This window comes from Arthrobacter oryzae (assembly GCF_037911235.1).
GTDB classification, from domain to species: Bacteria; Actinomycetota; Actinomycetes; order Actinomycetales; family Micrococcaceae; genus Arthrobacter; species Arthrobacter oryzae_E.
Window position 1 is genome coordinate 180,214 of sequence record NZ_JBBLYW010000010.1, and the last position, 18,137, is coordinate 198,350.

Sequence of the window (18,137 nt, forward strand, 5' to 3'; positions counted from 1 at the left end):
CGGCCCGGCTCCGGAGGGTTCCGGAGCCAGGCCGCTGGCCGGTTGCAAGGGTTGGGTGGCTGCTAGCCCTTGGCGTCGATGGCGGCCTGGATGAACGGGATCAGGTCAGTGTTGGCAGAGTCGCCCTTGCCCCACTGCTTGCCATCCACAAAGGCGGTGGGCGTGCCGGTCACGCCGATGGCCGCGGCTTCCTGCGTGGCAACCTTCACGTAGGGCCGGAATTTCTTCTCTTCCACGCACGAATCGATGCTCTTGGCGCCCACGTCCGTGGCCATCTTCTTCAGATCGTCGTCCGAAAGGCCCGCACCGCCTTCTGCCGGCTGCTTGTCGAAGAGCGCGTTGACGAAGTCGGCGTACTTTTCGGGCGATTCGTTGACTACGCAGGCTGCGGCGTTGGCCGCGCGTGAGGAGTAGTTGGTGGTGGACTGCTGGTCCAGGAAACCGAGCGCCCTGTATTCCACCGAGATCTTGCCTTCGTTGCGGAGGCTGGTCAACTGTTCGTTGTAGGTGGTTTCGAACCGCTTGCAGACCGGGCAGATGAAGTCGATGTAGACGACCACCTTTACGGGCTTGCCCGCTTCCGCCTCGGCGCCGGGAGCGGTCACCTCCGCGGGCGGCGTTTCCGGCTTGGCCGGGACGTCCTTCACGTTGACCGTGGCGGGCTCGGACTTCACTACCTCGGAGTTGGCCAGCAGCGTCACGCCGCCGTGGATGTTGCCGTTGGCCGGGGTGGGGCCTTCGTCCGCCACCGGGGCGTTGTTCCTGATGTTGGAGCTGACTACCAGGGCGACAATCGCGAGGATGGCCACTACTGCCACCACAATGCCCCAGCCGATGAGGAGCTTGTTGCGCTTGTCCTTCTTTAGCTGCGCCTCGCGGATCTCACGGGCTCTCTCGCGGGCCTCGGCAGTGCGTTCTGCTTTGGACTTGCGGGGTTCGTTTGCGGCGCTCATCAGTTCCTCGGGTCGATCGGCCAGGTGCGGACCACATCAGTGGCAACTTTTTCAGTCTAGGGGAGAAACCTGAGAGCTTGCGCCTTCAAGTTTCCGTCCGTCTGCCCAACGGATGGATAGCACGGAAGATTCCGTCCGACTAGGGTTGACTTCGAGCCATTAGCAACCCAAGGGACACCAATGCACACTACGCACCGTGAAAAGTCCGAAGCAACCGCTGAAGGAAAGTCCGGCCGCGGCGACCACGCGGCTGCCGCGCTCTATGACTTCATGGTGGTGTCCAACCGGCTGCCGGTTGACCGCTGCTCCCCGGAAGACAGGGGATGCGAGGACGGCTGGCGCCGGTCGCCGGGCGGCCTGGTTACTGCGCTGGCCCCCATGATGACCAAGACCGACGGCGCGTGGGTGGGCTGGCACGGCGCCCCGGATGAAACCGTCAAGCCTTTTAGCCACGGCGGCATGGACCTGGTCCCGGTGCAGCTGAGCACGGACGACGTCGAGCTCTTCTATGAGGGGTTTTCCAACGCCACCCTCTGGCCGCTGTACCACGACGTCATCGCGCCGCCGGAATTCCACCGGACGTGGTGGGATTCTTACCGAAAGGTCAACCGGCGGTTCGCCGACGCCGTCGTGCGCCATGCCGATCACGGAGCCACCATCTGGGTGCAGGACTACCAGCTGCAGCTGGTTCCGAAGATGCTCCGTGAAGCCCGTCCGGACCTCAAAATCGGGTTCTTCAACCACATCCCGTTTCCCCCGCCGGAAATCTTCGCCCAGCTCCCGTGGCGCCGTGCCATCATTGACGGCCTCCTCGGTGCCGACCTGGTGGGCTTCCAGCGCCCCAGCGATGCCGGCAACTTCATGCGTTCCGCCCGGCGTTTCCTGGGCGCCAGCGTCAAGCAGCAGCAGGTCCACGTCAAGGGTCCCGACGGCGAGACCACCCATATTGCCCGGGCGCAGGCGTTCCCGATCTCCATCGACGTCAAGCAGATCAGCGAACTGGCCCGCAAGCCCGAGATCATCGAACGCGCCCACCAGATCCGCAGGGACCTCGGCAACCCCAAGACCATCCTCCTCGGCGTCGACCGCCTCGACTACACCAAGGGCATCCGCCACCGGCTTAAGGCTTACGAAGAGCTGCTGGCCGACGGCAAAGTCACGGTGGAGGACGCGGCCCTGATCCAGGTGGCGAGCCCCAGCCGGGAACGGGTGGAGCAGTACCGCCTCCTCCGCGAAGAAGTGGAAGGCACCGTGGGCCACATCAACGGCACCTACGACACCATGCAGAACACTGCCGTCAGGTACCTGCACCACAGCTACCCGATCGACGAAATGGTGGCGCTGTACCTTGCGGCCGACGTCATGCTGGTCACCGCACTGCGGGACGGCATGAACCTGGTGGCCAAGGAATACGTGACCGCCCGCACCAACAATGACGGCGCGCTGGTCCTGAGCGAATTCGCCGGTGCCGCGGATCAGCTCAAGCAGGCGCTGCTGATGAACCCGCACGACATCGACGGCCTCAAGGACACCATCATGAGGGCCGTCAACATGCAGCCGGCCGAGGCAGCCCGCCGGATGCGGTCCATGCGCAAGCAGATCCTGGACCACGACGTCGACCACTGGTCAGCCGAGTTCCTTGCAGCACTCAAAGAGAAAGTGGTCCGCGATGACACCTGATGCAGCCCCGGGCAAGGCGCCCTTGACGCTTCAGCCCGAACTCCTGGCCGCCCTCAAGGAGGTCGCCGCCACAGAGCACCTCCTGGTGGCCATGGATTTCGACGGCACGATCTCCCCGCTGGTTGACCATGCGGCCGACGCCCGACCCCTCCCCCGCTCCGCTGCCGCCTTCGCCGCCCTCGCGGCCCTCCCGCGCACGACGACGGCACTCATCTCGGGCCGTGCCCTGGACAGCCTCCGGGCGGTCGCCTCGCCGCCCCCGGAGACCCTACTGATCGGCAGCCACGGGGCGGAGGCCTGGCTGGGACCTGGTTCGTCCGAGCTGACGCTGGACCCTGAACAGCTTGCCCTGCTGGCGGAGGTCCGCCGCATCCTTGAAGAGATCGTCGAGCAGGGACCGGGCACGCTCCTGGAGGACAAACCGGCGGGCGTGGTGCTCCACACCCGCCTCGCGGCCGATGACGTGGCCGAGGACGCCGTCGCTGCCGCCCGGGCAGCCCTGCAGGGCCGGCCGGACGTGTACCTGAAGAACGGCAACCGCGTGCTGGAAACGTCCGTGGTCCACGCTTCCAAAGGCGAGGGCATGGCATTCCTGCGCCAGGCTACCGACGCCACGGCCGTGGTGTTCGCGGGTGACGACACCACCGATGAAGACGCGCTGGGACGCCTATATCCGGGCGACGTGGGGGTGAAGGTGGGGCTGGACTTCACCCAGGCGCAGTTCCGCGTCGAGGCCCCGGTGCATATCGCGGAACTACTGGAAACCCTGCTCCGCGAACGGACCCTTGCCGTGGCGGAATCCGCCTAGATTCCGTGATTTCAGGCAGCCCGGGCCGGCCCCTGTTACGAATGTCATATGTGACGCCCGTAACATTTGCACCCAATTGCATAAAATCTGACATACTCTGTTTGTGATGTGGCGCACAGACACCGTGCGGCGTCACGCGATACTCCTCGGCTTCGGCCGGGGAGTACACGGCTGAAAGACCGTGGACAACTGAATAAACATGAACCATTCACAACGGATCGTCCGGCACGTACCTGCCGGTGAAGGGATTGATAACTGTGGCTACAGTTACTTTTGATAACGCAACACGTCTGTACCCGGGCACCGATAAGCCCGCCGTCGATAAGCTCAACATCGACATCGCCGATGGCGAATTCCTGGTCCTCGTTGGACCCTCCGGCTGCGGCAAGTCCACCTCCCTGCGCATGCTCGCAGGTCTTGAGGACGTCAACGCAGGCCGCATCCTCATTGGCGACCGCGACGTCACCGATGTTCCGCCGAAGGACCGCGACATCGCAATGGTCTTCCAGAACTACGCCCTGTACCCGCACATGACCGTTGCGGACAACATGGGCTTCGCGCTGAAGATCGCCGGCGTCAGCAAGGAAGAGCGCGCCGAGCGTGTCCGCGAAGCAGCCAAGCTTCTCGACCTCGAGCCGTACTTGGACCGCAAGCCGAAGGCACTCTCCGGCGGTCAGCGCCAGCGTGTTGCCATGGGTCGTGCCATCGTGCGTAACCCGCAGGTCTTCCTCATGGATGAGCCGCTCTCAAACCTTGACGCCAAGCTCCGCGTCCAGACCCGTACGCAGATCGCATCCCTGACCCGCCGCCTGGGCGTCACCACCGTCTACGTGACCCACGACCAGGTCGAGGCCATGACCATGGGCGACCGCGTGGCTGTGCTGAAGGACGGCCTGCTGATGCAGGTCGACACCCCGCGCAACCTCTACGACAAGCCCAAGAACGTCTTCGTTGCCGGCTTCATCGGCTCCCCGGCCATGAACCTGCTGGAACTCCCCGTCGTCGACGGCGGCGTCCAGTTCGGCGGAACCGTGTACCCGGTTCCCCGCAACATCCTCGAAGAAGCACACGGCGCCACAGTCACCCTGGGTTCACGCCCTGAGGACCTCGAGCAGGTCGCCGCAGGTGAAGGCCTCCAGGTCGAGGTTGACGTCGTCGAAGAACTCGGCGCCGACGCCTACGTCTACGGCCACACCACGCTCGACGGCAAGAGCCACGACATCGTGGCCCGCGTCGACGGCCGCCGTCCCCCGATGAAGGGCGAGTCCATCTACGTTCGCCCGCAGTCCGGACACGTGCACCTGTTCGACACCAAGACCGGCCTGCGCCTCGGCGACTAGCCTTTAGCACTGACCGGCGGCGGCCCCTCCTCACTGGACGGGCCGCCGTCGTGATTTAAGCGCGGTTTCCCCGCTTTGTTTAGGCGGGCCGCCCCTACGTACGGAAGAATTGGCACATGACCGAGGAAAGCAACGCCCAATGGCACGACGAACCCACCGACTACGGCCAGATCGGAAAACTGCCTCGGTTTGAAGCGGCCAGCGCCAACGACGACAAGAGTTCCAGCGTCTCCAGCAACCTGAGCATCACCGCCGCATCGGCTGATCCCGAGCTCCTGGACCTGCCGTGGCACATCGCTTTGGAGGACTGGCCTGCGGAATACCTCGCGGCGCTCCCCCGCGGTATTTCCCGGCACATTGTGCGTTTCGCGCACCTGGGCGGATCCGTGATCGCCATCAAGGAAACGTCCGAGCACGTGGCCCGCCACGAGTACCACATGCTCCGCAAGCTGGCGCGACTGGACGTGCCGTGCGTTGAGCCGGTGGCCGTCATCACGGGCCGCACCACCCCGGACGGCAGGCCGCTGAACCCGGTGCTGGTCACGCGGCACCTGAAGTTCTCCATGCCTTACCGCGCGCTCTTTTCCCAGATGCTGCGCAAGGACACGCTCACCCGCCTGATCGACGCCCAGGCGCTGCTGATGGTGCGGCTGCACCTGATCGGGTTCTACTGGGGCGACGTCTCGCTCTCCAACACCCTCTTCCGCCGCGACGCCGGCGCCTTCGCCGCCTACCTGGTGGATGCCGAGACCGGCGAGCTGTACCCGGACCTTTCCACCGGCCAGCGGGAGTACGACCTCGAAATCGCCCGGGTCAACATTGCCGGTGAACTCATGGACCTGCTGGACGGCGGCCTGATCGAGGAGAAGGTGGACCCGGTAGCCACCAGCGAACTCATCATGGACAGCTACCGGCGGCTCTGGACCGAACTGACGGAGAAGGAATCCTTCGAGATCGGCGAACGCTGGCGCGTGGCCGCCCGGATCCGGAAGCTCAACGAGCTGGGGTTCGACGTCGAGGAATACGCCATCAAGACCACTCAGAACGGCTCCACCATCCAGCTCCAGCCCAAGGTGGTGGACGCGGGTCACCACCAGCGCCGGCTGTTGCGGCTCACCGGGCTGGATGCCCAGGAGAACCAGGCCCGACGCCTCCTCAACGACATGGACTCGTTCCGCGCGGACAACAATCCGAAGATGGATGAGGAATACAGCGCCCACTTGTGGGTCAGCCAGATCTTCGAGCCCATTGTCCGCTCGATTCCCCGCGACCTTTCCGGGAAGCTGGAACCGGCGGAAGCCGTCCACGAAGTGCTGGAGCACCGCTGGTACATGTCCGAGAAGCAGGAACGGCACATTCCCCTGGCCGAAGCGGTGCAGTCCTACATCGATTCCATCCTCCGGCACCGCCGCGACGAGGCTGCAATCATGCTCAACCCCGACACGGAGCTGCTCAAGATCCTCGAGGTCGAGACCGAGCAGTCCCGTTACGGCGAGGAAGACATCGACGAATACCCGGACGCTGACGACTAGCTAGATCGCTTTTCCGGGGTTCAGGATGCCGGCCGGATCGAACAGACGCTTGATCCGGCGCTGCAGCTCCCGGACGGGTTCGGGCTGTTCCAGGCCCAGCCAGCGCAGCTTGTACTGCCCGATCCCGTGCTCGCCTGTGATGGTGCCGCCCATGGCCAGTGCCACTGTGATTGACCTGTCCAGGCAGTCGCCCAGCCGCTGCATGGCGTCCGCATCCACCTGGTTGTCCACGCGGTCCACCCAGAAGGTGGGGTGCAGGTTGCCGTCGCCGGCATGCGCCACCACTTTGAGCTGCACTCCGTGCTCCACCGCCATGGCTTCAATTTCGCCGACGTAGTCCACCAGCCGCGAGCGCGGCACGGCCACGTCCTCCCCCACCCGGTATTCGTCGTCCACTTCCACACCGCGGCTGTTGCGCCGCAGTTCCACCAGACGCTCGGCTTCGGCGCTGGCCTCGGTGGTCACCGTGGCTCCGCCGGCGGCAAGGACCTCGCGGACCACGTCAGCTTCCGCGGCCGCCCCGTAGCCGTCCGTCTGGATCAGCAGGAGTGAGGCTCCGCGGGAGCTCAAGTCCGAGCCGTGGATCGCGTCGAGCTGAAGCAGCGAGCCGCCGTCGAGCAATTCCATGATGGCGGGCTGCACACGGGCCTTCCCCACAGCCAGGACGCCCGCCGCGGCGCTGCGGAAGTCCGGGTAAAACGCCGCAATGGTGTGCACTTCGCGGGGCAGGTACTTTAGTCGCACGGTTGCCCCCACCACGATTCCGAGCGTCCCCTCCGAGCCGACGAACAGGCCGGTCAGGTCGTAGCCGGCGACACCCTTGAACGTCTGATGCCCGGTGTGGATGAGGGATCCGTCCGCCAGCACCACGTCGAGGGCCAGCACCGAATCGCGGGTGACGCCGTATTTGGCGCAGCGCAGGCCGCCGGCGTTGGTGGCCACGTTGCCGCCGATGGTGGACGTCCGGAAGCTGGCGGGGTCCGGCGCGTACATCAGCCCGTGGACGGCAGCGGCATCGTTGAGGTCGGCGTTGATCACGCCGGGTTCGACGACGGCGGTCTCGTCATCCGCGTTCAGGGCAAGGATGCGGTTCATCCGTTCAAGGCCCAGCACGATGCAGCCCGGGCTGGCATGGGCGCCGCCGGAGACACCGGTACCGGCCCCGCGGGCAACGATGGGAACGCCGTGTTTCGCACAGGCACTGACCACGGCCTGCACGTCCGCGACATTTTCGGCCCAGGCCACGGCCAGCGGCAGCTGGTAGTCCACCACCGGGGCCTGGTCCACGGCGTAGGCCGCCAGGGTCATCTCGTCCACGGCCAGCTTGCCGGGCTCCAGGATGGTTTTGAGCTCGTCAATAATGTTGCCCATGCGGCCTCCAGGTCCGTCGAATCCGGCCTCCAGTCTAAACGGCGGGCACGGCCGTCCCCGGAAGCACCCAGACCGCGGCCGCGGCATCGCCCGCGATGATGGTGACGCCGGCGTTCGCGGCCCCGGTGCTGACCTCTCCTATCCCAAATGCAGGTTCGTTGGCGAGGGCCGTGAACTGGTCGGAGGACAGCGTGCCGGCCGCGACGTCGGCCCGGGCGGCCGCGCGGGCCACGAACACCAGGACCGCGCTTCCCGCAGTTTCCCGTATGTAGGCGATCGCGTCACCGTCTGCATAAAGCCAGCGGATTCCGCCCTCTGTGAGCGCCGGCTGCCCCCTCCGCAGGGCTGCAAGGGCTGCGTAACTGGCACGAAGGTCCTTCTGGATCCGGCGGGAATCATCCCAAGGCATCGGCGTCCTGGACTCTTCACCGTTGCAGCCTTTGAGGCCGAATTCGTCTCCCGCGAAGATCACCGGGACACCGGGAAGGGTGAACATCATGACGGCCCCGAGCAGCTGCCCGCCGTCGATCATTACCGTGGCCGCCCGTGCCGTGTCGTGGCTGTTCAGGGCGTTCATGTTCTGGAGCCGGAGGTCCCAGCTGAAGGCCGACGCCAGGTCCAGGTGGGTGGCGAGGAAATCCTCCGCACCCAACCGGTTGGGGCCGGCAAGGGGCGTGCCGAAGAAATTGACGTGCGCGGCGTCCCCTCCAAGCCACGACCACAGCGGGCGGGTGAAGTTGGCGTAGGTCATGGCACCGTGCCAGTGTTCGCCGGTGAAGTCCGGCGCGGCGTCGTTCGTGGCTTCGGCCAGCAACGCTGCTTCGGGATTGATTCCCCGCACCCGCTCAGCGATCAGCCGGGCCACCTCGCGGTTAAGGTCTGTGGCACCCAGCCGGCCGGTCATGTTGCCGACGTCGATCCGCCAGCCGTCCAGGTTGAACGGCGGCCTGAGCCACCGCGCCACCGCGGAGTCATCGTCCAGGACGAACCTGCGCTTCAGCCCGTCGGAGGACCAGTTGAGTTTGGGCAGCGAGGCAACGCCGTACCAGGATTCATAGGTCCGGTGGTCCGCGCTGAAGTAGTAGTAGCCGGCTTCCGCTGAGTCCGGATCGGTCAGCGCCTGCCGGAACCACTCGTGGGCATCGCCGGAATGGTTCGCCGTAAGGTCGCCCAGCACTTTGATGCCGCGGGCATGGGCCGCTTCCACGAGTGCCACGAGCGCGCTGTCCCCGCCGAGGAGCGGATCCACTTCGTCGAAAGTGGAGGCGTCGTACCGGTGGTTGGAGCGTGCCGGGAAGAAGGGCGTCAGGTAGACGACGTCGGCGCCGAGTTCCTGGATATGGTCCAGTTTGTCGGCCACGCCGGCGAGATCTCCGCCGTAGAACTGGAACGGCGTTGCCGGTCCCGTCCCCTCGACGGGCGTGTGGTTCCAGCCGGACGGGACGGCCCAGTCGGGCACGGGATGCGAATCGGCGTCGGTGGAGCGCGCGAAGCGGTCCGGAAACACCTGGTAGATCGTTCCCCGGCGCAGCCACTCGGGCGCAGCCGGGAACGAAGTCAACCGGAAATCCGCGTAGTCGGAGACGTCGCGGCGGAACAGCCCCTGTGCGTTGAGGCTCCAGTACCCGCCGCCGGCTTCCAGCAGGAAGCGGTACCGGGCCACCGGGTTGGTGACCGTCATTTCCGCTTCCCACCAAGTCCAGCCGTCGTACTCCCCCAGGCTTCGCGCGGCGTCGTACCGCGGCTCACCGTCCTGGACGGACCGGACCCAGATCCGGGCGGCACACCCCCACGCCCCTGGGACCCTCACGCGGAGCCGGGCAGTATCGCCAAGGGCGGTGCGCCGGGGTGCATTCAGCGGCGAACCGTCATGGTGCGGGAGGGGAAAGGGCGTGGGGAACGGAGCCATGCTCAGCCTTTGACCGAGCCCTGGGTAAGCCCGCTGACAATGTAGCGCTGGAGGAACAGGAACAGTGCCATCACGGGGACGGCTGCGAGGACAGCGCCGGCCGCAAAGACCCCCCAGTTTTCCGAGCGCTGCTGGGCGACAAACGAGTAGAGTCCGACGGCGAGTGTCTGGCTGTCCGGGTCTGTCAGCACCACACTGGCGATCACGAACTCGCTGGAAATGCCGATGAAGGCCAGCAGGCCCACGACGGCGAGGATCGGTGTGACCAGGCGCAGGATGATGCCGAAGAAGATCTGGACATGGCTGGCGCCGTCGATCTTCGCCGCCTCGTCCAGGGACTGCGGAACGGTGTTGAAGAAGCCGTACATCAGGTACGTGTTCACCCCCAGGGCACCGCCGAGGTACACCATGATCAGGCCCAGCTGACTGCCCAGGCCCAGGGCGGGGATGACCTCTGAGATTCCGCTGAGCAGCAGGAAAATGGCCACCACGGCCAGCAGCTGGGGGAACATCTGGAGCAGGAGCAGGCTCAGCAGGCCGATCCGGCGCCCCTTGAAGCGCATGCGGGAGAACGCGTAGGCGGCCATGGCACCCAGGAAGACCGTCGCGGCCGAGGTCACCACGCCCACCACCATGGTGTTCACGAACCAGCGGCCGAAGGGCCGGGACTGGTCGTTGAACAGGGCGGTGAAGTTGCCGAGGTCCAGCTTGCTGAAGAGTGCATTCGAGCCCACCAGGGTGCCGGTGGAGTTGAACGCGGCGGACAGCACGTAGAGCAGCGGGAAGATCGCGAAAATGGTCACCGCCATTCCGACGAGGTGACGCCAGCCCTTGTCCTTGAACCAGGCGCCGAAGGTGCGCCGCCGCTGCAGCTGCTTCAGCTGTTCGACGTCGGTGGTGCCGGCTTCGGTGGAGGCGGCGCCTGTGGCGGGTGCCGCCGTCGTGCCTGTGCGTGCCGTTGACCCGTTCATGAGTTCACGTCCTCGAGTGCCTTGGTCTGCTTGAAGCTGATGGCCGAAACAGTGGCCACGATGATGAAGATGATGATCGCCAGGGCGCTGGCGAGGCCGTAGTCGCGGCCGGTGCCCTGCCCGAACGCCACCTTGTACACGAGGGTGATCAGGATGTCCGTGGCTCCAATGTCCCGGTCGGTGTCGGCAAAGCGCGGTCCGCCGCCGGTGAGCATGTAGATCACATTGAAGTTGTTGAAGTTGAACGCGAAGGAGGAAATCAGGAGCGGGGCGATGGACACCAGCAGGAGCGGCAGCTTGATGGACCGGAAAACCCGCCATGGGCCGGCCCCGTCCATGCGGGCCGCTTCGTCGAGTTCGGTGGGCAGCGACTGGAGGGCGCCGGTGCAGACCAGGAACATGTATGGGAAGCCCAGCCACAGGTTGACCACCAGGACGCTGATCTTGGCCAGGAGCGGATCAGTCAGCCAGCCGATCGTGGCACCGCCCAGCAGCGTCTGGTTGAGCCAGCCGAACTGCGGATTGAGGATGCCGGACCAGACAAGGCCGGACAGGAATGCCGGGAATGCGTAAGGCAGGATCATCAGGATCCGGTAGACCTTTTTGCCGCGCAGGTCCTCGCGGTTGAAGGTGATGGCCAGGAAGAGACCCAGCGCAAAGGTCAGGCTAACCGAGGTGACGGCGAAGGTGAACGTCCACAGGATGACGCCGAGCAGCGGCCCGCGGAGGCTCGGATCGGTGAAGGCACGGGCAAAGTTCTCCATGCCGAAGTCGATCTTCCAGCCGGTGGTGAGGGTCTGGCCGTTGCTGTCCGCGAAGGCGCCCTTGCCGTTGTCGCGGTAGACGGCCCCCGTGTCGGTGTCGGTGAACGTGTCCGCGTCCGCGTCATACGTCAGCGCCGGCTTGAACTCGTAGGCGCTGCTGCCGTCGGCCGTGCGCAGGGTGCCGTCGGCCGGGTCGTCGGAGACGGGCACCGTGATGGCCAGGATCTCCTGCTGGTTGGCCACGATTTCCTGAAAGTTGAGCGTCCGGTAACCGTCAACGGAGTTGGCCTTGCCGGCGGAGTCCGTGCCGGCGTCGGGCACTTCCTGAAGGGGCTTACCGGTGCTGCCGATCGAGGCCTTGCCGTCCGGGTCGGTGAACAGCAGGTAGAAGTCGTTGCCCTTGGTCAGCACTGCAGCTTTGTAGGCCGGCGATTCGGGAACGCGCTTCTGGGCGGTGAGCTGGATGGCCGCGATGGCGTCGTCCTTGGTGCTGTTGTGCCCGTCGCCGTAATTGGTGAAGGCGATGTAGCCGCTGAACAGCACCACAAAGACCTGGAACACCAGCAGGAACAGCACGCCGGGTGCCAGGTATTTTGCGGGCAGTCCCCCCTTGCGGAGGTAAATCCAGTTAATGGCCAGTACGACGGCGGACGATACCGCCAGGGCACCCCAGGACTGGCTCAGGAAAAGCATCATCAGGACATAGACAGCCAGGGCATCGACCAGGCCCAGGAGCACTATCTTGGCCATGGTTCCCTTGGTGGAGTCCTGGCGGGAGCGGCGGTTCGGTAGTCCGGGCCGCCGGCCTTGGGGGCGGCCGCCCGGTGTTGGCTCGGCTCCGGACGTTGGCTCGGCTCCCGACGACGGGGGCGGCGGGGCATCCTGGAAAAGGTCTGTTTTGGGCATGGCTGTCTATGGTCCTTGGGAGAAGCGGGGCCGTGGAAAGTGCGGGGCGCTGCCGCCATGGCCACAGCGGTGGGCGCTACGGCGGAGGCTGCAGCGGCAGGCCGGGCGGCGAGGTAGCCGCCCGGCCCGCGCCGGCAGGAGCGAGCCGGAAGGAAGGCGTCAGCCTGCGATTTTTGCCTTGATGCTTGCCGCCATCTTGGCCCAGTCGGCAGCCGGATCGCCCTGGCCCTTGATCAGGGCGAGTTCGGTGGCTCCCCAGTCGGCCCAGACGGCACTCATTTCCGGGATGGCCGGCATGGGAACACCTGTGGCACCGATCTTGCCGAATGCTTCCACCACGGGGTCGCTGGCGGCCTTCTCGAAGGAGGACTTCAGCGCCGGCGGGCGGCCGCCGGCCTTGTACATGGAGTCCTGTGCGTCCTCTGAGGTGAGGTAGTTGGTCACGAACTCGTTGGTGGCCAGGGCATTGGCGCTCTTGGCGCTGATGAAGAAGCCGTTGACGCCGATAAACGGCTGCGCGGGCTTGTCGCCGGCGGTGGGCAGGGCGTCAACCGCAAACTTGATGCCCTTCTTCTGGACGTCCGGAACATTCCACGGGCCTGTCAGGAAGTAGGGGGATTCGCCGGCCAGGAACTTCTCCTTGGCGATGTCTCCGGTGATGTTGGAGTTGATGATTTTTTCACCGGTATCGCCCCAGGCCACAAGCTTTTTGGCGAACTCGACGCCGGCGGCGTCGCCGATGAGGAGCTGCTTGGGGTCGTAGCCGCCGTCGGCCGCCTGGCCGAAGACCTGGGAACCCATGGACGCCTGCAGCGGGTAGAGGTGGTACGGGTCGCCCTGTTTGGGGTCCATGCCGACGAGGAACGGGAACGTGGCCTTGCCGTCAGCCACGGCCTTCTTGCCGTTGGCCACGACCTCATCCATCGTTGCCGCGCTCTCGGCCACAAGGTCGGTGTTGCGCAGCAGTGCGATGTTCTCGATGGCGTACGGGACGCCGTAGACGGAACCGTTGAAGGTCATGGCCTTGATCGAGGAATCCTGGAAGGACGACGACTTATCGCCGAGTTCGATCGGAGCGATCACACCGTTCTGGACGAATTTGCCCACCCAGTCGTGGGGTCCCACGATCAGGTCCGGCCCTTTGCCCGTGGGGACCTGGGTGATGAAGTCATCGCGGACAGCGGCGAAGTCCTTGACGACGAGTTTCACCTCAATGCCGGTATCGGCCTGGAACTTTGCGGTGATGTCCTTGAGCGCAGGTGACCGTTCGGCGTCGACCCACATGGTGATGGTGCCGGCACCGGCGGATTTCAGATCCGGCTTGGCGGTGGCGGTTGCCGGTGCGGTCGGTGATGCGCCGCCGCAGGCGCTGAGCGCCAGGGCTGCCACGACGGAGAGCGCGCCCGCCGTAAAGACGCGGCGGCTGGTCCCGCTCGTGAGGGTGTTCTGCACCTTCATTGGTGTCCCTTTCATAAAAAATCCTGCATCCACGCGTTGACCCTCGGGCCCTGTGGCATCGTCGGTGATGTGGCTCACAGCTGCAAGCGCTTCCAAGGTACACGGAATGCTCGATGCTGGAAAGTGACCCTACTCGGCAGTAGCCAACTGCGCAAAACCGGGCAGCGGTAGTCGGGGTTGCCGGCCGCTCTAGAGAAACCAGCCATCTCGGCCACCGGCAGGAGGGCAGCCACATTGGGATGAGGTCTACGTCACAATTGGAAGCGTTTTCAATTCGGCGGAGTTCCGTTCTACGATTACCGGCATGTCCGTTGACTCAATGCTCCAAGCCCCCGCCGCGGCGGCCGGGCCGCTGACCCTGGTACACAACGCCGATGAAGCGTCGGGGTGGTGGCGGTCGGCTGTTTCATCTACCAGGTTTATCCGAGGTCCTTCCGGGACATGAACGGGGACGGCATCGGAGATCTCGCCGGCATCACGGCAGAGCTGCCGCAGCTGGCCCAGCTCGATGTGGATGCCATCTTTTGGCTCTCGCCGTTCTACCGCTCCCCGCAGAAGGATGCCGGCTACGACGTCAGCGATTACTGCGACGTGGACCCGCTGTTCGGCACCCTGGCCGACTTCGACGCCATGGTGGTGGAAGCCACCCGGCTGAACCTGCGCGTGATCGTGGACTTGGTTCCCAACCATTGCTCGGACCAGCACGCCGCTTTCCAGGCCGCCCTCGCATCGCCGGCCGGCAGCGCCGAGCGTGACATGTTCATCTTCCGGGACGGCAGCGGATCCTTCGGTGCGGAGCCGCCCAACAACTGGCAGTCCCATTTTGGCGGGCCGGCCTGGACCCGTATCACGGAGCCGGACGGCCAGCCCGGGCAGTGGTACCTGCACCTCTTCGACACCTCCCAGCCCGACTTCAACTGGGACAACCAGGCCGTCCACGAAGAATTCGAGCGGGTGCTGCGTTTCTGGCTGGACCGTGGTGTCTCCGGATTCCGCGTGGACGTTGCCCATGCACTGGTGAAGGCTCCCGGATTGCCGGAGTGGGGCGGCAGGGCCGACGGCAACAGCTGTGACGGCTACCCGGGCCACGATGCGCCGATGTTCGGCCAGCCGGCCCTGCACGACATTTACCGGTCCTGGCGCCGTATCCTGGCGGAGTACGGCCCGGACCGAATCCTGTGCGCCGAAGCTAACGTGGATCCACTTCCGCGGCTGGCCGACTGGGTCCGCCCGGACGAAATGCACCAGGCATTCAATTTTCCGTACCTCCACGCGGGCCTTGACGTTCACCGCCTCCGCGGCGTCATCACCGACTCGCTGGTGGCGCTGGACGCCGTCGGCGCGCCGAGCACCTGGGTGCTGTCCAATCACGACGTCGTCCGGCACGCCACCCGCTTCGGTTACGACGGTCCCGCACCGCGAGACGGCGACGGGATCGGCGCCTTTGACCAGCAGCCTGACATTGCCGTGGGCAGGGCCCGGGCAGCGGCAGCCTCCATGTTCATGCTGGGGCTGCCCGGCGGAGCGTACCTCTACCAGGGTGAGGAGCTGGGCCTTCCCGACGGCATCGACATACCGGACAGCCAGCGCCAGGACCCCACCTTTGCACGCACCGGCGGAGAACGGCTGGGCCGCGACGGCTGTCGGGTGCCCTTGCCGTGGCGCGCCGCCGAACTGCACGCCGGTTTCGGGTCCGGGCAGGCTCCCTGGCTGCCCCAGCCGGAGAGCTTCATCGAACTGGCACGGGATGCGCAGGCGGAACAGCCGACGTCGCATTTGAATCTCTACCGCCGGATGCTCACGATGCGCAGGGAGCTGGACTTGGGCCGGGGTTCGCTGGCCTGGTTGGAAAGCTGGTGCAGCGACACGTGCCTGGCCTACCTCAACGGCACCACCCTCGTGGTGATGAACGTGGGCCGGGATCCGTTGGAACTCCCGGCGGGCCGCGTGCTGCTGCGTAGTTCACCGGCGGCATCCGGGCACCTCCCGGCGTCACCGGAAACGTACGACGGCGGTCATCAGCTAGGCTCAGGAGAGACGGCCTGGTTGACCCTTCCGGTTGGGTGACGCCGCTGTCGTTGAATTCGCGGTTGAGAACATGGAGAACTGAATATGCCCGGCATCAAGGACGTAGCTGAGCGTGCGGGCCTGTCCATCGCCACCGTTTCCCGGGCGCTGAGCGGCAAGGGCAATGTGTCCCCCCGCAGCCGCGAACGCGCGCAGGCTGCAGCGGCCGAACTCGGATTCGTACTGTCCTATCACGCCTCCAGCCTGGCATCAGGCCGGAACCACAACGTGGGTGTGGTGGTCCCTTCCGTCCACCGCTGGTTTTTCTCTTCGGTGGTGGAAGGGGTCTCGGCAACGTTGCTCGACGCCGGCTACGACCTGACCCTGTACAACGTCAGCGAAGGACCCGACCGCAGGCATAGCGTCCTGAACGACTTCCTGCTGCGGAAACGCGTGGATGCAGTCATCGCTGTGTCACTTGAACTTAGCGAGGCTGAGATACAGCAACTGCTCGCCATCCACCGTCCGATCGTGGGAATCGGCGGCCCTTTGCCGGGGGCCTCCACCATCAGGATCAATGACTCCGGCATCGCCGAGGCAGCAACCAACCACCTCATCCGGCTGGGCCACTCCCGGATCGCCCATATGACCGGCGATGCCTCCTACCAGCAGGATTTCCGGCTGCCGGGCACGCGTCAGGGCGGTTTTGAAAAAGCCATGGCGGCTGCCGGCCTGCAGGTCCGCCCGGAGTGGCAGGTCACAGCCGACTTCACCATCCAAGGGGCCTACGCGAGTGCCAGGCAGCTCCTCGGCGGTAGTTCTGAACGACCCACCGCCGTGTTCGCCGCCTCGGATGAGATGGCTATCGGAACCATCCTCGCTGCCCGTGATTTCGGGCTGCGCGTCCCTCACGACCTGTCCGTCATCGGCATCGACGGCCACGAGCTTGGTGAAGTGTTCGGCCTGACCACCATTGACCAGGACGCCCGCGGCCAGGGGGCGCTGGCGGTCCGGCTCCTGCTCGCAGGCCTGGAAGACGCAGCCGACGGCGGTGCCACTGACACGGAGTTCCCCACCAAGTTCGTGGTGCGGTCCAGTACGGCCGTGCCGCCGGTCGATGGGCCCCGCCCCGCTGACGGCTCCCGCTGACGACTCCCGCCTGCTAGGCGGCCGGGACGGCTAGCGACAGCGGCCGCTCCATGATGATTTCCTTCTTGCTCGTATCAAGAGGGTAGGCCTCCCGGCGCCCCGTGTCCTGGAAACCGTGGCGCGCATAGAACCCTAGGGCCCGGGTGTTGTCCTCATGGACGCCGAGTTGCAATATCCCGGCCGCCAGTTCGCTTGCTGCAGCGTCCACGGCCCCGCTCAGCAACCTGTCAGCAAGGCCGGTTCCCCGATACGCTGCGGCCACGTACACGCTGATGAGCATGGCCTGAAGCGGCCGGTTGGCTTCCTGGGGGTGCTTCACCACCACGCGCATCAGGCCACAGCAACGGTTGGCCGCTGAGTCGACTTCAGCCACGAACGTTACACTCCCGGGGGCGGTCATGGCGGCGGCGCGGCCACGCCACTGGCCCTCGGTCTGTACCAAGGCCGAAGCCAGCGACTCCACGTACGCCTTTGGCGTGTCGGCCAACATCTCAAGCCTCACGGCGCGCAGCAGTTCCCATTCCCCTTCGGACAGGCGCCGCACTCTAACCAACTGAGCCACCCATGAACCGAACGAATCGGGCCAGCACCACGGGCCAGCCGGCGTCGTATTGCTCCCGTGTGAGGGCAGGGTTCTCCGCGCCCTCCCACCCGTTGTGAACAAGGCGGAGCTCAGTGCCATCTTCAACAGCCCTGAATGCGACGCGAAGCTCCGTGGACCACAACGCCGTGGTCCCGGGATGCCAGCTGGCGTGGAAAGACAGCGGGGGCTGCCAGTCGTCTATGCTCCCCCATACCGCTGTCCGGCCATCGTCGGCGGTTTCCAGGACCAGATTCTCTTCGAACTCGACGTACGAGCCGGCACCGAACACGCTCTGTTCCTCGAGGGGCCACCAGAGGTGGGTGTGTTCAGTGAACCCGATGAACGCCTTGGAGACGGCACCGGGCACCACCACGGTGTGCACCACCGGGTCGAGGTCATCCCCGGGACCGGAGGCTCGGTCGGCAGGCGATGCGTGGCTGAAGAGGTTATCCATGGTCAACAACTTTACCCGGAGGCGGGAACGCCCAGACCGGCCTCCCCAACCGACGCTCTCTCACTTCCTGCGGGAAACTTCGGGACGCTCTCTCATTTCCTGGCGGGAATTTCGGGACGCTCTCTCATTTCCTGGCGGGAATTTCGGGACGCTCTCTCACTTCCTGGCGGAAAATTTCGGGACGCTCCCTCACTTTCTGGGTGGGGTTCGACGGCGGTTCCGGGGTTGGGTGCCGGGCCGGCCTTTGCCTGT

At 65.5% G+C, this 18,137-nt stretch carries 13 protein-coding genes and 1 pseudogene; 6 read left to right on the forward strand and 8 right to left on the reverse strand.

Annotation, left to right across the window (positions count from 1 at the left end):
* Positions 1–62: 62 nt before the first annotated feature.
* Positions 63–953, reverse strand: coding sequence for a DsbA family protein (locus WMN78_RS03830; protein ID WP_340532127.1), 891 nt, complete (start codon positions 951–953; stop codon positions 63–65).
* Between the two features lie 180 nt (positions 954–1,133).
* Between WMN78_RS03830 and WMN78_RS03835 the strand changes: the two genes are divergently transcribed.
* The 4 genes from WMN78_RS03835 (at position 1,134) to WMN78_RS03850 (ending at position 6,313) form a co-directional block, all read left to right on the forward strand.
* Positions 1,134–2,633, forward strand: a complete 1,500-nt coding sequence (locus tag WMN78_RS03835) for an alpha,alpha-trehalose-phosphate synthase (UDP-forming) (RefSeq protein ID WP_340532128.1) — start codon at positions 1,134–1,136, stop codon at positions 2,631–2,633.
* Positions 2,623–3,441, forward strand: a complete 819-nt coding sequence (otsB, locus tag WMN78_RS03840; RefSeq protein WP_340532129.1) for a trehalose-phosphatase — start codon at positions 2,623–2,625, stop codon at positions 3,439–3,441. Before WMN78_RS03835 ends, otsB begins: the two co-directional genes overlap by 11 nt.
* A 257-nt stretch (positions 3,442–3,698) precedes the next feature.
* Entirely contained in the window at positions 3,699–4,781 is a 1,083-nt protein-coding gene (locus WMN78_RS03845; protein ID WP_028271384.1) for an ABC transporter ATP-binding protein, read from the forward strand.
* A 116-nt stretch (positions 4,782–4,897) separates the two neighbouring features.
* Entirely contained in the window at positions 4,898–6,313 is a 1,416-nt protein-coding gene (locus tag WMN78_RS03850; RefSeq protein WP_340532130.1) for a DUF4032 domain-containing protein, read from the forward strand.
* Here WMN78_RS03850 and WMN78_RS03855 read toward each other — a convergent pair whose 3' ends face one another.
* The 5 genes from WMN78_RS03855 to WMN78_RS03875 all read right to left on the reverse strand — a co-directional run bounded on the left by WMN78_RS03855 (position 6,314) and on the right by WMN78_RS03875 (position 13,692).
* The gene (locus WMN78_RS03855; protein WP_340532131.1) at positions 6,314–7,684 is read right to left on the reverse strand and encodes an FAD-binding oxidoreductase; all 1,371 of its coding nucleotides are present in this window, start codon (positions 7,682–7,684) and stop codon (positions 6,314–6,316) included.
* Between the two features lie 34 nt (positions 7,685–7,718).
* On the reverse strand, positions 7,719–9,593 hold the full coding sequence (locus WMN78_RS03860) for a glycoside hydrolase family 13 protein (RefSeq protein WP_340532132.1): 1,875 nt from the start codon (positions 9,591–9,593) through the stop codon (positions 7,719–7,721).
* A 2-nt stretch (positions 9,594–9,595) separates the two neighbouring features.
* On the reverse strand, positions 9,596–10,564 hold the full coding sequence (locus tag WMN78_RS03865) for a sugar ABC transporter permease (protein ID WP_340532133.1): 969 nt from the start codon (positions 10,562–10,564) through the stop codon (positions 9,596–9,598).
* Complete coding sequence (locus WMN78_RS03870) at positions 10,561–12,234, reverse strand: ABC transporter permease subunit (RefSeq protein WP_340532134.1); 1,674 nt, start codon at positions 12,232–12,234, stop codon at positions 10,561–10,563. Before WMN78_RS03870 ends, WMN78_RS03865 begins: the two co-directional genes overlap by 4 nt.
* A gap of 159 nt (positions 12,235–12,393) precedes the next feature.
* Positions 12,394–13,692: a maltose ABC transporter substrate-binding protein gene (locus WMN78_RS03875; RefSeq protein WP_340532147.1), complete on the reverse strand. Its 1,299-nt coding sequence runs from the start codon at positions 13,690–13,692 to the stop codon at positions 12,394–12,396.
* A 304-nt stretch (positions 13,693–13,996) separates the two neighbouring features.
* On the opposite strand from WMN78_RS03875, the pseudogene WMN78_RS03880 reads away from it, so the two are divergent.
* Both WMN78_RS03880 and WMN78_RS03885 read left to right on the forward strand, forming a co-directional pair.
* Positions 13,997–15,759, forward strand: a pseudogene (locus WMN78_RS03880) (glycoside hydrolase family 13 protein).
* A gap of 45 nt (positions 15,760–15,804) precedes the next feature.
* Positions 15,805–16,848, forward strand: a complete 1,044-nt coding sequence (locus tag WMN78_RS03885; protein ID WP_340532135.1) for a LacI family DNA-binding transcriptional regulator — start codon at positions 15,805–15,807, stop codon at positions 16,846–16,848.
* A 13-nt stretch (positions 16,849–16,861) separates the two neighbouring features.
* Here WMN78_RS03885 and WMN78_RS03890 read toward each other — a convergent pair whose 3' ends face one another.
* Positions 16,862–17,338: an N-acetyltransferase gene (locus WMN78_RS03890; RefSeq protein ID WP_340532136.1), complete on the reverse strand. Its 477-nt coding sequence runs from the start codon at positions 17,336–17,338 to the stop codon at positions 16,862–16,864.
* A gap of 55 nt (positions 17,339–17,393) precedes the next feature.
* Positions 17,394–17,885, reverse strand: a complete 492-nt coding sequence (locus WMN78_RS03895) for an SRPBCC domain-containing protein (protein WP_340532137.1) — start codon at positions 17,883–17,885, stop codon at positions 17,394–17,396.
* Positions 17,886–18,137: the final 252 nt, after the last annotated feature.

Coding starts and splice junctions, on each gene's coding strand:
- WMN78_RS03830 (WP_340532127.1), bottom strand. CDS start 953: ATGAGCGCCGCAAACGAACCCCGCAAGTCCAAAGCAGAACGCACTGCC.
- WMN78_RS03835 (WP_340532128.1), top strand. CDS start 1,134: ATGCACACTACGCACCGTGAAAAGTCCGAAGCAACCGCTGAAGGAAAG.
- otsB (WP_340532129.1), top strand. CDS start 2,623: ATGACACCTGATGCAGCCCCGGGCAAGGCGCCCTTGACGCTTCAGCCC.
- WMN78_RS03850 (WP_340532130.1), top strand. CDS start 4,898: ATGACCGAGGAAAGCAACGCCCAATGGCACGACGAACCCACCGACTAC.
- WMN78_RS03855 (WP_340532131.1), bottom strand. CDS start 7,684: ATGGGCAACATTATTGACGAGCTCAAAACCATCCTGGAGCCCGGCAAG.
- WMN78_RS03860 (WP_340532132.1), bottom strand. CDS start 9,593: ATGGCTCCGTTCCCCACGCCCTTTCCCCTCCCGCACCATGACGGTTCG.
- WMN78_RS03865 (WP_340532133.1), bottom strand. CDS start 10,564: ATGAACGGGTCAACGGCACGCACAGGCACGACGGCGGCACCCGCCACA.
- WMN78_RS03870 (WP_340532134.1), bottom strand. CDS start 12,234: ATGCCCAAAACAGACCTTTTCCAGGATGCCCCGCCGCCCCCGTCGTCG.
- WMN78_RS03875 (WP_340532147.1), bottom strand. CDS start 13,692: ATGAAGGTGCAGAACACCCTCACGAGCGGGACCAGCCGCCGCGTCTTT.
- WMN78_RS03885 (WP_340532135.1), top strand. CDS start 15,805: ATGCCCGGCATCAAGGACGTAGCTGAGCGTGCGGGCCTGTCCATCGCC.
- WMN78_RS03890 (WP_340532136.1), bottom strand. CDS start 17,338: ATGTTGGCCGACACGCCAAAGGCGTACGTGGAGTCGCTGGCTTCGGCC.
- WMN78_RS03895 (WP_340532137.1), bottom strand. CDS start 17,885: ATGGATAACCTCTTCAGCCACGCATCGCCTGCCGACCGAGCCTCCGGT.